15 protein-coding genes and 1 pseudogene are annotated in these 15,538 nt (G+C 43.4%); 8 read left to right on the forward strand and 8 right to left on the reverse strand.

Annotated features, from left to right (window positions below; genetic code table 11):
* Window position 1: 1 nt before the first annotated feature.
* From AYY17_RS06180 to AYY17_RS21510, 3 genes are all read left to right on the forward strand, one after another.
* Window positions 2–937 carry a hypothetical protein gene (locus AYY17_RS06180; RefSeq protein WP_067422245.1) on the forward strand — a complete coding sequence of 312 codons (936 nt, stop codon included), beginning with the start codon at window positions 2–4 and terminating at the stop codon, window positions 935–937.
* Between the two features lie 24 nt (window positions 938–961).
* On the forward strand, window positions 962–1,942 hold the full coding sequence (locus tag AYY17_RS06185; RefSeq protein WP_067422247.1) for a hypothetical protein: 981 nt from the start codon (window positions 962–964) through the stop codon (window positions 1,940–1,942).
* A 322-nt stretch (window positions 1,943–2,264) separates the two neighbouring features.
* Window positions 2,265–2,852 (forward strand): hypothetical protein, encoded by a 588-nt coding sequence (locus AYY17_RS21510; protein ID WP_156656656.1) that lies wholly within the window; start codon window positions 2,265–2,267, stop codon window positions 2,850–2,852.
* 213 nt (window positions 2,853–3,065) lie between these two features.
* Here the strand turns inward: AYY17_RS21510 and AYY17_RS06195 are convergent.
* Window positions 3,066–3,977, reverse strand: a pseudogene (locus AYY17_RS06195) (divergent polysaccharide deacetylase family protein); the annotation flags it as partial.
* Between the two features lie 33 nt (window positions 3,978–4,010).
* Window positions 4,011–5,294 (reverse strand): murein hydrolase activator EnvC, encoded by a 1,284-nt coding sequence (envC, locus tag AYY17_RS06200; protein WP_067422251.1) that lies wholly within the window; start codon window positions 5,292–5,294, stop codon window positions 4,011–4,013.
* A gap of 392 nt (window positions 5,295–5,686) precedes the next feature.
* Between envC and AYY17_RS06205 the strand changes: the two genes are divergently transcribed.
* The 5 genes from AYY17_RS06205 (at window position 5,687) to rfaL (ending at window position 9,774) form a co-directional block, all read left to right on the forward strand.
* The gene (locus AYY17_RS06205) at window positions 5,687–6,124 is read left to right on the forward strand and encodes a rhodanese-like domain-containing protein (protein ID WP_067422253.1); all 438 of its coding nucleotides are present in this window, start codon (window positions 5,687–5,689) and stop codon (window positions 6,122–6,124) included.
* A 72-nt stretch (window positions 6,125–6,196) separates the two neighbouring features.
* Entirely contained in the window at window positions 6,197–6,676 is a 480-nt protein-coding gene (gene secB, locus AYY17_RS06210; protein ID WP_067422255.1) for a protein-export chaperone SecB, read from the forward strand.
* Window positions 6,676–7,689 (forward strand): NAD(P)H-dependent glycerol-3-phosphate dehydrogenase, encoded by a 1,014-nt coding sequence (gpsA, locus tag AYY17_RS06215; protein WP_067422256.1) that lies wholly within the window; start codon window positions 6,676–6,678, stop codon window positions 7,687–7,689. The genes secB and gpsA overlap by 1 nt, the downstream gene beginning before the upstream one ends.
* Before the next feature lie 33 nt (window positions 7,690–7,722).
* Window positions 7,723–8,523 (forward strand): serine O-acetyltransferase, encoded by an 801-nt coding sequence (gene cysE / locus AYY17_RS06220; RefSeq protein ID WP_067422258.1) that lies wholly within the window; start codon window positions 7,723–7,725, stop codon window positions 8,521–8,523.
* A 6-nt stretch (window positions 8,524–8,529) separates the two neighbouring features.
* On the forward strand, window positions 8,530–9,774 hold the full coding sequence (gene rfaL / locus AYY17_RS06225) for an O-antigen ligase RfaL (protein ID WP_067422262.1): 1,245 nt from the start codon (window positions 8,530–8,532) through the stop codon (window positions 9,772–9,774).
* A gap of 129 nt (window positions 9,775–9,903) precedes the next feature.
* Here rfaL and trmL read toward each other — a convergent pair whose 3' ends face one another.
* The 6 genes from trmL to AYY17_RS06250 form a co-directional block, all read right to left on the reverse strand.
* Entirely contained in the window at window positions 9,904–10,407 is a 504-nt protein-coding gene (gene trmL, locus AYY17_RS06230; RefSeq protein WP_067422263.1) for a tRNA (uridine(34)/cytosine(34)/5-carboxymethylaminomethyluridine(34)-2'-O)-methyltransferase TrmL, read from the reverse strand.
* A 5-nt stretch (window positions 10,408–10,412) separates the two neighbouring features.
* Window positions 10,413–11,447, reverse strand: coding sequence for a UDP-N-acetylglucosamine 4,6-dehydratase family protein (locus AYY17_RS22140; RefSeq protein ID WP_328585525.1), 1,035 nt, complete (start codon window positions 11,445–11,447; stop codon window positions 10,413–10,415).
* Window positions 11,448–11,596: 149 nt separating this feature from the next.
* Window positions 11,597–12,055: a nucleoside-diphosphate sugar epimerase/dehydratase gene (locus tag AYY17_RS22145; RefSeq protein WP_235845304.1), complete on the reverse strand. Its 459-nt coding sequence runs from the start codon at window positions 12,053–12,055 to the stop codon at window positions 11,597–11,599.
* A gap of 234 nt (window positions 12,056–12,289) precedes the next feature.
* On the reverse strand, window positions 12,290–12,901 hold the full coding sequence (locus AYY17_RS06240) for a sugar transferase (protein WP_328585524.1): 612 nt from the start codon (window positions 12,899–12,901) through the stop codon (window positions 12,290–12,292).
* Window positions 12,902–14,056 carry a DegT/DnrJ/EryC1/StrS family aminotransferase gene (locus AYY17_RS06245; RefSeq protein ID WP_067422265.1) on the reverse strand — a complete coding sequence of 385 codons (1,155 nt, stop codon included), beginning with the start codon at window positions 14,054–14,056 and terminating at the stop codon, window positions 12,902–12,904.
* Between the two features lie 9 nt (window positions 14,057–14,065).
* Window positions 14,066–14,824 (reverse strand): glycosyltransferase family 2 protein, encoded by a 759-nt coding sequence (locus tag AYY17_RS06250; protein ID WP_067422267.1) that lies wholly within the window; start codon window positions 14,822–14,824, stop codon window positions 14,066–14,068.
* Window positions 14,825–15,538 lie beyond the last annotated feature (714 nt).

Here is a 15,538-nt window from a genome sequence, read left to right on the forward strand (position 1 = left end):
AATGAACCAACCGACTTTTTTCCGCCTGCCGCTACTGTTTGTTCTGAGTTATCTATTGATAATGATGGGGAATCTGATCCTCAATATTTATCCGCAGGTCAGTAATCACGGAGAAACAATATCACTGTGGAATTATTTATCCCCTGTTTTGGGGCACCATTTTATTCAGATGACCGGGCAATTTGCGCTGGTTTCATTATTTTTTTATCACACGCGGATAACGCTGCTGAACCGGAAATCAGTTCTCGGGGTTATCGGGCTGGCGATTTTTCTTTATGCCGTAAACTATGCTCTCGCCATGCTGAAAATGACAGTAATACGGTCTGTTCTTCAGGATTATGGTCCGGATAAATTTGATTTTTCACTGCTTATAAAATTGGTAAGCCTGGCAGATTTATTGATTTATCTGGTGTCATTCTTAGTGTTGTATCTGGCGGTTCGTCTGACGGCTGATCGCTATATTAAGAACACACAGCCATTCCTGCTGACAGCGGAAACATCACCGGTTATTTATGGCGTATTATTCAGCACAGGTATGGTGTACCTGATGTGGTTAATTTCGCTGAGTGCATTTTCGATGATAGCAGGCAATCTTTCGGGGATCAGTCCGAAAATGCTGACACAAAGTATACTGAGTGTTGCGATTAACCTGATTATTTCCGGTGGTGTTATTTTCCTGTGTATCCGCAAAATCTTCCCTGTAAAAGAGAGTACGCTGCGGGTTCGTGAGCTGACTATCTCTGTTATTACCACGGTAATATTGAGTATTGTGTTAATGATTGCGATCGCTGCAATATTTATATTCATTCTGATGGGTGATAATTTTTATCTGAGCGCGGTCAGGCTGGAAAACGGATTTATCGGATGTGCTGTGGTATCTGCTGTACTTATATTGTTGCTCAGCCGGAAAGTTATTCGTTTCGTATTCCGGACTTAATGGACAAATTCAGGGATGTGACAAATGAAGGATTCAGTACCGTCAGACGGAATGTCATTTTTCCGTCTGCCATGTGTATTTACGGCCACCTGGATGATTGCCGGGGCTATCTGGATTTACCAGATCCTGCCGGCCATCTTCAGTAATGCATACTATATTTTACCTGTATTTCAGTTAGAAACCTATTCTGAATGGGTTGTTTACGCCCCGCTTTTGTTTATATTCACCTCTTTTTTGTTTTATTACCGTCACCTTTGCCGGACAGACAGCCGTTCACTGATCCTTGTGGCGGGCATGGCAGTTATCTGGTTTATTGTGCTTAAACTTGCCGGTCTGATGCAGCTTACGGTGCTCGCAAACCTCGGTCGCGATCAGCCATATATGGCACCGCCGCCGGTACTGGCGATTTACGGGCTGTATCTTTTAAAACTGTTGATTACGATGGCGGCACTCTGGCTTATTGCCACAGGAATGACCCGTTCCCGGGTTAAAACCGATGCGATATATAAAATAGCCCCCCATAATAACGGGATAGTTCATAATATCCTGCTGACATCGCTGACTGTTTATCTCTGCGCGCTGCTCCCGTTAATTCTTCTTTTCTTTTATGTCAGTCTTTTTGGCGGGGAAGCAATATTGCAGGAAATTATTATGTTATTTACGATCGGGCTGAGAAATATATTGCCTGATCTGCTGGTACTGGCGGGAATATTAATCACCGCACTGTATGGTGCATTCGGATACAACGGGGAAAAATTACGCACCAGACGGTTATTATTAACCGGTTTAGCGGGTGGGTTGATTGTATTTCTTATGAGCAGCGGCGCAATATATGCGGTGCTGTCCTCATCTTATATCCGGGAATACCGGGGACCGGACTCGGTGGCTATTTTGCTCCGTATCGCCGGGTATGCATCAATGGTCATTGCCGCACTGGTTATCCGTTATATGGTGAAACGGATTTTCCGGGCGGGTAAGGATGTATCGCATGCTGAAAACAACTGATGTTACTTTTTTCCGCCTGCCGTTATTATTTGTTCTGGTGTATTGGCTTGGTGAGGGTGTATTTCTGTCACTTCTTATCGCAAAGATACCTGCCGAAGTTTCAAAATACACTTTAGTGTTATGGAATATCAGAAACATTGTTGCTCATACCTTGTTTCTATTTCCGGTTATTTCGTTGATATTTTGGCAAATGAGCTTGAACCGGATTCACCGTAACAGCATGATCTTTGTTGTGGTGACGGGATTGTTATATACCGCTGTGAATAAAGTCGGCAGTGTTCTTCTGATCTCTGGCTGGTTGCTCCCCAGGGTAAATAATATTATGTCAGTATACCCGGCCTCATGGGTTATAGAGACGGCAGATGTGGTTCTCCGCCTGATGTTGCTGGTCGTAATGGTGGTATTGATTTACTGCCTGCATCGATTTTTTATCCGTAATAATCACCGTTTTATCCTGACAGAACAGAATACCGGTAAAATCCTTTTATTATTAATGGTTTGTTGCATGACGTATCTATTGCAGCGGTTGCCGTGGTGGGTGACTATGATATTGCACATTGCTGATATCCACCCTATAGGTGCTGAGGAATATGCCAACCAGATGCAATTACCTGGGTTGGCTATCATTGCGGCTATTCTGTTTATCACATTCCGGGCGACCTTCGGTTTTTACGGTGAAAAATTGGCGGTCATCCGGTTGATTATTACAGCGTTAGTGAATAGTACGATTATATGGGTCACTATAATACTGATGTTTTTTCTCTTTAAGGTGATTGCCGCAGGAACGGAACTCACCCGTGGAGATACTCAGCTTATTCTATCGGGGGCATTTGTTGCCGGTACTTTGCTGTCACTGTGGTTTTGCCGCGGTATCACCCGGTCTGTTTTCCGCCGCATGCATGTCAACTGATGCTTTTGTTACCGGCGGCACAACCGTTGCCCCCGGTTTTTCAGCCGGAACGGTTTCCGGCTCAGCATCTGTTTCTGCTTTTGGTTTAGTTTCCGGCTCAGAGCCCGGTTTAGTTTCTGATTTAATTTCCGGTACAGGCGCAGGCGCCGGCTCTGCTGCCGGTGGTGCCAGTGGGATCTCAGACAGTACAGCTGCGGTTTTGCCGGTTAATTGCTGCTTCAGCGCCGCTTCGGTCAGAAGATTAATATAGGCGGTATAAAACTCCCCGCTCAGTACCGGCAGCCCTTCACACTGTTCTGTCATCGGCGTCAGCCATGGTTTTTCAGGCTCAGCCGGTTTCTGTTTCTCTTTTTCTTTTTCAACCGGTTTCACTGGTTTCACCGGCAGCGGTCTGACGGACGACGGTTTTCCTGCATGCGTCAGCATATAGCCCGGCGAAACCAATTCAATATCGGGCGGCAGCATCGGTACCAGCTTGTGCAGCGCACGGACTGTCGAAGGATGCGGGTGCCCGATAGCAATTACCGAACCTTGCTTACGCGCCAGTGCAACCGCGCGGTTAAGCTGTTTGCGGGTCTCTTCTTCAGTCTGGACATTATCCAGAAATACCTGGCGGCGCAGTACCCGGACAGGCTTACTTTGTGCCGCCTGCGTGGCTTTTGTACTGCCGATGGTCACACTGTCGAGGAAATAAAAACCGGAGCCGGAAAGGGATGTCATCACATGTTGCATGGCGGTGAGATCAGAAGTCATCGCGCTGCCCATGTGGTTGTTCATCCCGACGGCATAGGGAACGCGGGCAATAGCGGCTTTAATGAGCTGATCAATTTCAGCGGCACTCATTGACGGGCGCAATGTATCCCGCTCCAGAGGTTGCTTACTTATAGGTGCCATCGGCATGTGGATCAGAATCTCCCGACCCTGGCGATGCGCTTTTTCTGCCATTTCCCGGCCAAAAGGGGAGTTCGGCAGGATAGCGATTGAGACTTGCGGCGGCAGTTCCAGGATGCGGTTATCATCCTGTTTGCGGTAACCGAAATCATCGATAACAATCGCGAGTTGTGCCGCACCGGCAGAAACTGCTATCAGTGACGATGTTATAAAAAGTAACGATGTCAGTAAGATACGTTTTGTTTTCTGCCGGTAAGTCACAGTGTGCTATCTCCCCAGCCAGGGCTGCGGATTAACCGTCCGTCCCTGGCGCCGGATTTCAAAATAGAGGCCCGGTCTTTCCTGACCCCCGCTGCTGCCCACCAGTGACACCGGCTGACCAGCTTTCACCTGGTCACCGACATTCACCAGCGCGCTCTGGTTATATCCGTAAAGGCTCATATCCCCTTTACCGTGCTCAACCACCACAACAAGACCATAGCCCTGGAGCCAGTCGGCCAGCAACACCCGTCCGTCAGCAACCGCTTTAACCTGCGTGCCTTCCGGCGCGCCGATCACCATACCTTTCCAGCTCAGTTCGCCGGAAATACTGTCACCAAAGCGATGGAGAACCGGACCGCGTACCGGCCACATGGCCTGACCTGCCGGGCGACCCAAACCACCGGTACGTGACATCAGCGAGCGCTCGTCCTGAGTCGGGGTATAAGTAGATCCTTTTTTCTTCGCCTGCGCCTGTTTTGCCCGGACCTTCGCGGCTTCGCGGGCTTCGCGTTCAGCACGGGCTTTGGCTTCCCGCTCCGCTTTGGCTATTTTATTGCGCAGCTGACTTTCGTTTTCCCGCATCACCAGCAGATCTTTCTGATCTGCTTTCAGGGAACTTTCCAGCTTGGTCAGTGTTGATTTCCGCGCGCTTTGTGCGGTATCGAGTTTTTTCTTTTCTGTCTGTTGCTTGCCGAGCAAATTACTCTGCTCAGCCCGTTTTTTCTGTTCTTCCTGACGCTGAGAGTGGAGCTGTCTGGTAGTCTCTTCCAGCTCCGTAATGGTTTTTTCCCGCGCCGCACCAATATAGGTGTAATAGGCAAGGATTCGTTCTTCGCGCTGGCCTTCATCACCTTTGAATATCAGTTCAATACCCTGATGGCGGCCCTGACGGAATGCGGCATCCAGCTGTTTTGACAACAGTGCCCGTTGCGTTTTCTGTTTTAAATCCAGCTGTTTGATGTCTGCACCCAGAGTGGTGATTTCACCATCGAGTTTTTTCAGGCCTTTTTGGGTGGAATACAGCTCACGACCGGCAACGGCGATATCACTCTCCTGCTTTTTAAGCTGGCCTAACAAATCTGTCCGTTTGCCTTGCTGCTCTTTGACGCTTTTTTCTTTTTCTGCAATATTGAGCTGTAAATTTTTCAGCTCATTTTTACTGGCATCTGCGGATGGGGTATTGGCTGCAAAAACAGCAAAGGAGGCTGGTAACAGCAGGGCTGCCAGCAATATACGGATGCCGTGAATGACCCGGCGTGAATCTCTGCGGAACACGTTCTTATGCGCCAATTTATCCGACCTTGCCGTTGTGCCAAAGAAACGATCATATTTAACTATTGTATACCCAACCAACCTGCACGTTGCATGAATAAGGGTATAAACTGCAATTATTCCATGCTATTTAGGGCGTTACCAGCCTTGTTCTCCCATATTTACACTTCAGCACAATCACCGGGGAGATATTTCCTGTGAATTTGTTGCGTTAGTTTTTTACCTTAACGGGAGATCAATGGTAAATTACAGGGTCTGTCCGTCGGGAAAATGTATTTTCGCGGCACGTGCCGCAAAATTAAGATGAAAACGGCAACATCCCGGGCAAGATTGGCTGTATTTGACCTGACTCACAGGTATACTTCTGCCCTTTGATCTTTGTTATTAACTAACGGGAGTTATTGTCCCCCATGCTGCAAGAAATTATGCCATTTGTTAGTAAGCACCCGATTATCAGCCTTGTGTGGGTTGCGTTACTGGTTGCTGTTATTTTACTGACCTTCAAAGGAATGTTTTCCAAAGTGAAAATCATTCCCCGCTCCACAGCTATCATACTGATTAATAAAGAAGAAGCGATTGTTGTGGATACCCGTACACGGGACGATTTCCGCCGTGGTCATATCATTGATGCGGTGAATCTGACTCCGTCAGAAATTAAAGATAATAATCTTGGTGAAGTGGAAAAACACAAAAGCCGTCCGGTTATTTTGGTTTCTGCCAATGGTATGGACCTGGGTAAACCGGCTGAAAGCATGATTAAAGCCGGATTTGAACGTGTGTTTGTGTTGAAAGATGGTCTCTCCGGCTGGACCGGTGATAACTTACCGCTTTCCCGCAGTAAAAAGTAATCCGGCAAAGGACGTTTGAATTAACACCCTTTGTAACTCAAACTATTTATATGGATATCAAAAGGTAACATTATGTCAGAACAACCTAATACAGAAATGTCTTTCAACATTCAGCGCGTTTATACCAAAGACATCTCTTTTGAAGCGCCGAATGCACCTGCAGTTTTCCAGCAGGACTGGCAGCCGGAAGTGAAAATGGATCTGGACACCGGGTCAACCAAACTGGCGGATGATATCTATGAAATCGTTCTGCGTGTCACAGTAACCGCAACACTGGGCGAAGAAACCGCATTCCTGTGTGAAGTTCAGCAGGCCGGTATTTTCACCATCGGTGGTCTGGAAGGCACTCAGTTAGCACATTGCCTGGGCGCATATTGCCCGAATGTTCTGTTCCCGTATGCCCGTGAGTGCATTGCGAACTTAGTCGGCCGCGGTACATTCCCGCAGCTGAACCTGGCGCCGGTTAATTTTGATGCCCTGTTTATGAGCTACCTGCAACAGCAGGAAGAGCAGCAGGCAGCCGCGCCTCAGGGTGGCGAACAGGAAGCATAATGACAGACGCTTCTATGACTGTACTCGGTGCCGGTTCTTACGGCACCGCTTTAGCGATCACACTTGCCCGTAACGGGCACCGTGTGGTGTTATGGGGACATGACCCGGAGCATATCCGCCAGCTTGAGGCTGATCGCGCAAATCAGGCATTTCTTCCCGATGTTCCGTTCCCTGACACCCTCATTCCTGAAGCCTCCCTTGAAAAAGCACTCGCGGCCAGCCGCAATATTCTGTTGGTTGTGCCGAGCCATGTTTTCGGGGATGTATTAAAACGTGTAAAACCACTGCTGCGACCGGATGCCAGAATTATCTGGGCAACCAAAGGACTGGAAGCGGAAACCGGGCGTCTGCTGGGTGAAGTGGTGCGCGAAGTGCTCGGCGATAAAATCCCGCTGGCAATGATCTCCGGCCCCTCTTTTGCCAAAGAACTGGCCGCCGGTTTACCGACCGCGATTGCCGTTGCCGCAACTGAACCGGCATTTGCCGATGAAGTTCAGCAGCTTTTCCACTGTGGAAAAAGCTTTCGCGTGTATAAAAACCCTGATTTTACCGGAATTCAGCTCGGCGGTGCCGTGAAAAACGTCATTGCGATTGGTGCGGGAATTTCCGACGGAATGGGGTTTGGTGCAAACGCGCGTACAGCACTTATCACCCGTGGTCTTGCTGAAATGACCCGCCTGGGCGTGGCATTAGGTGCAGATCCTTCTACCTTTATGGGTATGGCCGGTCTTGGTGACCTGGTGCTGACCTGTACTGACAACCAATCCCGTAACCGCCGTTTTGGTATGATGATGGGGCAGGGCGTGAGTGTGGATGACGCACAGGCACAAATTGGTCAGGTCGTGGAAGGTTACCGGAACACGAAAGAAGTCCGTGCGCTGGCAGAGCGTGCTGGTGTGGAAATGCCCATCACCGAGCAAATCTATCAAATACTCTATTGCAATAAAGATGTGCTCGAAGCTGCCCGTGCCCTGTTGGGGCGTGCCACCAAAGAAGAAGGTGAGCACTTTTAAGCCCGTTTTTTATCCGAAGTCTGTGAGGTAATTATGTCCTACGAAGAACTGGAAGAAGTCTGGAGCCATATAAAGCAGGAAGCGCGGGATTTTGCTGATTGTGAGCCGATGCTGGCCAGTTTTTTCCATGCGACATTACTCAAGCATGAAAACCTGGGCAGTGCGCTCAGTTTCATGCTGGCTAATAAACTGGCAACCCCGACCATGCCGGCAATTTCTGTCCGTGAAGTGGTGGAAGAGGCTTACAGTAACGATCCACAAATGATTAAATCTGCCGCGCAGGATATTAAAGCCGTTTGTCTGCGCGACCCCGCGGTAGACAAATACTCCACACCGCTGCTGTACCTGAAAGGCTTTCATGCACTGCAGTCTTACCGCATCGCCAACTGGCTGTGGAAGCAGAACCGCAAAGCGCTGGCGACCTATCTCCAGAACCAGGTATCAGTGACATTCGGCGTGGATATACACCCTGCGGCACAAATTGGTCACGGTATTATGTTTGACCACGCCACCGGGATTGTGATCGGTGAAACGGCGGTGGTGGAAAATGATGTTTCTATTCTGCAATCCGTCACACTCGGCGGAACCGGCAAAACCGGCGGCGATCGTCATCCGAAAGTCCGTGAAGGTGTGATGATTGGCGCAGGTGCAAAAATCCTCGGCAATATTGAAATCGGGCGTGGTGCTAAAATTGGTGCGGGCTCGGTGGTATTACATCCTGTACCGCCACACACCACAGTCGCCGGTGTGCCTGCAAAGATTGTCGGCAAACCTGGCTGTGACAAACCATCGCTCGATATGGATCAGCACTTTAACGGGTGCGAAGGGATTTAAACTATCGTGATTAAAAAATCATTGAGTCATGGGATAAACAGCCGCGGGTTGAATACCCACGGACTGTGGAGCCTGTTTATTGTCGGGGGGTATATTTCCCTGCTGTATGTTACAGGGGTCACCCGTTACAAAACGATTTTTTTTGCGCTGATCGCTGCAACGGCGCTCTGGCATATTATCCGTTACCGTAAAGCCTGCTTATCTCAGTTCAAAAACCCGATCTCACTCTGCATCGGGTTATTCACACTGGTGTTAATTTATGGTCTGCTGATTTCACCGGATTGGCGCGGCAGTCTTTCTGATATAAAAAACAGTCACTTCCGTGATGTATTACTGATGTATGTCCTGGTGGTGCTGGTGCTGATGAAAACGCCGCAGGAACAGGTGCTGAAGATGATCATCACTGCATTTACGGCCGGGTTACTGTTTGTCTGCCTGCGGGAGATATATCTGTATTATCTCGATTACCGTCAGGGGATTATGCCGTTTACCAACTATAACCACCGTGATGTTTCTGACGCGCTGATTATCTTCTTCCCGGTACTGATTGCGCACTGGAACCTGATGAACAAGCGCAGTGTATGGCAATGGGCAGGGCTGCTCACGCTGGGCGCACTGATGCTGTTTGTTTTGCTGGGAACCCTGGCACGGGGCGCATGGCTGGCGGTATTGATAATGTACTTCCTGGCATTCGGACTAAACCGCAACAAAGGCATGATTGTGGCAGCGCTGCTGGTGCTGGCATTGGGTGCAATTGCGGTATCGCAGTATGGTTTGGGAAAAAACAGTGGCTATCTGAGCCATAAACTTATTCAGACTGACAGCAGTCATCGCTATAAAAATGGCGTACAGGATGCAGCGTACGAACTGATCATGGAAAAGCCCTTAAAAGGGCATGGTGTAGGACGGCAGGTTTATAATCAGACTTATGATGCCGCGACAGCTCAACATCCGGACTGGACATACCGCACCTCTATCGGCTCACATAATATTTTTCTCACCTACTGGTTTGCCTGTGGCATTGCCGGGCTGCTGGCAATGATTTACCTGGTATTCACTTTTTCCCTTTCAGGCGCTATTGCTGCCGACCGGCGGGATAAATTACAGTTCCAGGTGATTATTACACTGGTGACATCATTCCTTGGTTATATCGTCGTGCGCGGTAATTTTGAGAATGTGCATATCAGTGTGCTGGGTGTGTTGTTTGCGTTGCTGTTAATGGCAACCAGGATTGAAAAAAGAACCACATAACCAGCAAGACAATACTTATTCAGATTAAAAAATTCAGATCAAAAAAAGCGGTTTCATCACAGGATGAAACCGCTTTTTTATCGCAGGTAATTTTACGGGATATATCCAACGTCATTCAGAATACAGCCGTTAATCCCGCAGTACAGCACCCGCATAATCCAGTTGCCGCCAGGCTTCAAATACAATTACCGCAACAGTATTGGATAAATTCATACTGCGGCTATCCGCCAGCATGGGTATACGGATCTTCTGCTCAACCGGCATATTGTCCAGCACATAAGGGGGCAGCCCGCGCGTTTCGGGGCCGAACAGCAGATAGTCCCCCGCCTGATAGCTGACATTGCTGTGGCGTGGAGTCCCTTTGGTCGTCAGCGCAAACACCCGGCTCCCGGTGGGGGACTGTGCATTATCTGAGTTCAGTCCTTCGCTTTCCAGGAACGCGGTATAATCATGATGATGTTTGATATCCGCAAACTCACTATAATCCAGCCCGGCACGGCGCAGGCGCTTATCATCCCAGGTAAACCCCAGCGGATGGATAAGGTGCAGCCGAAAGCCGGTGTTAGCACACAGACGGATAATATTGCCGGTGTTCGGCGGTATTTCAGGTTCAAATAAGACGATGTTGAGCATGGCTATTATTTCAGTAAATCACAAATTTCATCACGAGGATTAAAATCCAGAGGAGCTTTTAATAATATCTCACGGAGTGCAGTTAAGTCACGCTGATCACATTGGAGCCTGATTTCAGAAATCAGCGTTGATAGCTCATCCCACGACAAGTATTTTTCATTGGCGGTCATAATCCGAGGATGGAATGTTCCTTGAACATTATCTCCGATCAGTAATTCTTCATAAAGTTTTTCACCAGGACGTAATCCGGTAATATTAATTTCGATATCCCCATTAGGATTAGCTTCATTCTTGATACTAAAACCAGAAAGATTAATCATTTTTTCTGCGAGATCGTATATTTTAACAGAGTCTCCCATATCAAGAACAAAGACATCACCATTTTTCCCCATTGCTCCAGCCTGAATCACGAGTTGGGCAGCTTCCGGAATTGTCATGAAAAAGCGGGTAATATCTTTGTGGGTTAATGTTATTGGTCCACCATTTGCTATTTGTTTTTCAAACAAAGGTACAACAGAACCTGATGAACCCAGTACATTACCAAAGCGAACCATAGAAAAATGTGTATCTGATTGTTTAAGAGCCAGAGCTTGCAAAATTAATTCGGCAAAGCGTTTTGTGGCACCCATAGTATTCGTTGGTCTGACTGCTTTATCGGTTGAGATTAAAACAAATCTTTCTACATTATGTTCTTGTGCTGACTGTGCAAGTGTTAATGTGCCTAATATGTTATTTCGAATACCTTCTATCACATTGTACTCGACTAATGGGACATGCTTATATGCAGCAGCGTGATAAATAGTATGTATAGAGAATTTATTGATAATGAAATCGATTTTTTCTTTGTTTTTTATATCACCCAATATAGGAATGATAGTTACATTTAATTTTTTAGATGCTTTTAATCTATTTAATTCCCTGTCAATACTATATAGTGAGAATTCAGATATTTCATAGAGGATAATTAATGTTGGGTTTTGTGATAATATCTGGCGACATAATTCAGAACCAATAGACCCACCGGCGCCACTAATAAATATATTTTTTTTTGAGTATGTTTTTCTTTAATAAGTCATTAATTGGTGCTACCTGCTCTCTACCCAGTAAATCAGAAATAGAAACTCGATTTAAATGACCTATTTGTGCAGTACCATCAACTAGTTCATTGAAGTCAGGTATAGTTAAGACTTCACGATGCAAGGGTTCTAGTTTTTTTAAGATATTTTTTTCTTTTATCTGACGATGCGCTGGGTATTGCCAGTAGTATCTTTGAAATACTATATTTTTCTATTAATTTAACTATTTTATCTGATGGATAAACTTTTATTCCCTGGATTGTGTGGTAGTGAAGTTTAATCTTATCATCAATGAAAAAAATAGGATTATATTCTTTATGCTCCCGAAGTATTGTTAATAGTTGCCTGCCTGATTCTCCGGCTCCGTAAATTGCAACAGGCAGTCCTTTTGGAGTAATAAGATTAACAACGTTACGATAAAAATATCGGGTACCACATAATAAGATAACAAGTAAGAAAAAATAAATAATAGGAACAGTTCGGGGTAAAAAAGCATCCTGATAAAGAGAGAATGCGATCAATAGTAATGCGGATGAAAATGATCCTACAACAGCCCACTTGACAATGCTCATATTAACATACCGTAATATAGCACGGTAGAAACCAATTTTTACTAAAATAAAGAGAGTGATTGGGATTGTGGAAAATATTGACACCCAATGTATAAGACTAAGTATTGGAATGTCTCTGTCTAATCTCAGCCACATACTTATCCAATAAGAGGATAGCATTATAGATATATCAATAAGTATTAAACAAGTTAGTTTAATAAATCTATTTTTATCTGAATACATACGTTAGGTTGCCTATCTTTTCACTATTTTAATGATAGTTATAAATATTATTTTAATATCAAGAAAAAGAGAGTGATTATCTATGTATTTTAAATAGTACTCAGCTTTCATCGGCATTATAATATCAATGTAGGCTTTTTCTGGTTCATCATATTGAGATAATATAATATTTTCATCAATCATCTCTATTGCGGCCAAGTCTGTGATTCCCGGCTTTACAGAGAGGATTTTTTTTCTGATAGCATCAGGGTATAAATTCATATACTTGGGAACTTCAGGGCGGGGACCGACTAAACTCATTGTACCCTGAATAACATCAATAAGTTGAGCAAGTTCATCTAATTTATATTTTCTGATAAAATAACCAGAACGTGTAATTCGTTGGTCGTTGCCAACAGTGAGTTGTCCCTGATTCTCGGTATCATTTGCCATACTTCTGAATTTATGGATCATGAATTCTCTACCATTCTTACCAACCCGACATTGCCGGAAAAAAACAGGCCCTTTAGAGTCTATTTTTATCCAGCAACATATTATCAGTATAAATGGTAATAATAATAACAATCCAATACATGAAGCAGAAAAATCAAATATTCGCTTAATAATAGAATACATATATTTCATCTATTCGAGTATTTCGGAAATAGCATTAATTACCCTGTCTTGATCATCCTGAGTCATCGCAGTATATAAAGGTATAGATATTATTCTTTTAAAGTTATCTTCTGCAATAGGGAATTGAACTGGTGTTAAATTATACTTATCACGCCATACAGGATGTTTATGTAATGGAATAAAATGAACAGAGCAACCAATATTTCTCTTAGACATTTCTAATATAAAATCATCACGAGAAATTTTGACATCATCTGTTAAACGAATAGGATAAAGGTGCCACGCATGCTGATTGTTTTCAGTTGCATCAACCGGTAAAACTAAAGGAAGAGTTTTCAATTTTTCGTTATAGTATTGAGCCATAGCTTCTCGTTTAGTTTGGAAGCCATCAATACGTTTTAATTGATGTATACCTATAGCGGCAGAAATATCAGGCATATTATATTTAAAGCCCGGTTCAATAACCTCGTAGAACCACGCCGGAGTTTTTGATTGGTATCTGTCGAATGCATCTTTACTGATACCGTGCAGTCTCATGATCTTAGCACGGGCTATCAGTTCAGGATTCCTGGAAACAAGCATTCCTCCCTCAGCTGTTGTCATAGTTTTATTAGCATAAAAACTGAATACAGTCGCATCAGTATCTAATGTTCCTATAAGTTTTCCATTATAAATGGTTGGAAAAGCATGTGCAGCATCTTCAATAATCTTTATATTATTCTTACGTGCAATTGTAATAATTACATCCATATCACATGATAATCCTGCGAAATGGACAGGAATAACTGCTTTAGTCTTATCAGTAATTGCAGCTTCAAATTTCGCAGGATCCATATTCAATGTATCATTGCAGGAATCAACAAATATCGGGTCGGCACCTAAATATCGAACAACTTCAGCAGTAGTAGTAAAAGTATACGTAGGTACAATAACCTCATCACCAGGACCGATACCGATAGCTTCCAATGCAAGGTGTAAGCCAGCAGTAGCTGAGTTTATTGCAATCGCCTCAACACCATTACCCAAATATTCAGCAAAATCTTGTTCAAACTTTTTAGTTTTTGGACCTGTAGTAATCCAACCGCTTTTTAGTGAATCTACTACTTCATCAATTTCTTCCTGACCGATTTCAGGAAAAGAGAATGGAAGGAATTTATTGTTCATTATATACCCTTATTTTAATCTTTTGAATACACCGTTAAATGCATAAAAAATATAATTAGTTATTCTTTTATAAACGGGGATTTGTTTAAATCCCCAATATAATTTAAATGTTTTTATTGCTGCATTGAGTTTATTACCGGATATCTGATTTTTTCGTATACGGTAGTTTACTAGGTTTTGTTCTAATCCATTTATAATGACATGATTAATTAATAGTGTTATCCAAAGATGAGTATCTTGCCGTAATCGCATTTTACTAAATGTAATATTTGCAGAAACGTTTTTATTTATAAGAGCAGTAGAACAACCTATGCATGTATTTCGCATATAAGAATCTAAGGATATGACTTGGTCAGGAACAACACTACCAGAGATTGATTTTGAATTCTCATCTATAAAACTATAAGCAGTGCAAACAACGCCAACCTCTGGGTTATTTATAAGATAATTTAATTGGGTGCTTAATTTGTTCGGAAGCCAAACATCATCAGCATCAATAAATGCAATATATGGGTGGGTGGCATTTTCTAACCCAACATTCCTTGCATTGCCAGCACCTTGATTAGAATTTAACGTTATTAATTTTATTCGATGGTCAATTATTGATGAGATTATATTTGTTGTTTTATCCGTTGAGCAATCATCAATTATAATTAGCTCTATGTTTTTATGTTCTTGATGTAAAACTGAAATTATAGATTCATATATATATTTTTCTGAGTTATGACAAGGCATAATTACAGAAACAAAGCTATTATATTTAGTCATCGTTAATTACTATATTTAATTAGATGTTTTTTTGAGAGATAAAATAGTCATAAGGGAATTATAAGTCAATATGAACAGAATAATAGCAATAAATCTTAAATAATTGTCAGGTGAAAATCCTGACATAATGATGATATAGCTCGTATAAAAAACAAGCCATTTATATGACGTATTACAATGTCGGAAAAACAGAAAAAATATTGATATTAATGATAGTAGAGTTATTGACAAAGAAATAGCCAGAAATAGACCATGTTTTAAGTATAGTTCAACAAAGTAAGGCACTGGCATAGAGCCAGGGCTATAACCATATACATATTGAAAAACAATCTCTTTTATTTGTTGACTACTCTGGTTATAAAAATTTACGCCATCTGAATATAACTGGATAGCATTTGGTCCGGATATTCCTTGCGTTATAAATATCCTTCTAAATATTGATTCTAATAGATAATTATAAATATTATCTATTGTTGGAACAACGCCTTTCATTAAGGAGTAGAACACTAGTCCTAAGAGTGGTGCTAAGATAATATATCGTAATTTTATTTTAATTTCATTGGTAAAGAATATGCAAAATACTATAAAATATAAAAATAAACCTTTGTTTCCTCCAAGAGCAAGAGAGAATATACAAATTGTAAGCAACAAAAGGAAATTGATATTTTATTTTTTTTTCTTTGATATGTAATTTGAAAAATAAAATAGGCAAAA

The sequence above is a fragment of the Morganella psychrotolerans genome (genome assembly GCF_001676055.1).
GTDB lineage: Bacteria > Pseudomonadota > Gammaproteobacteria > Enterobacterales > Enterobacteriaceae > Morganella > Morganella psychrotolerans_B.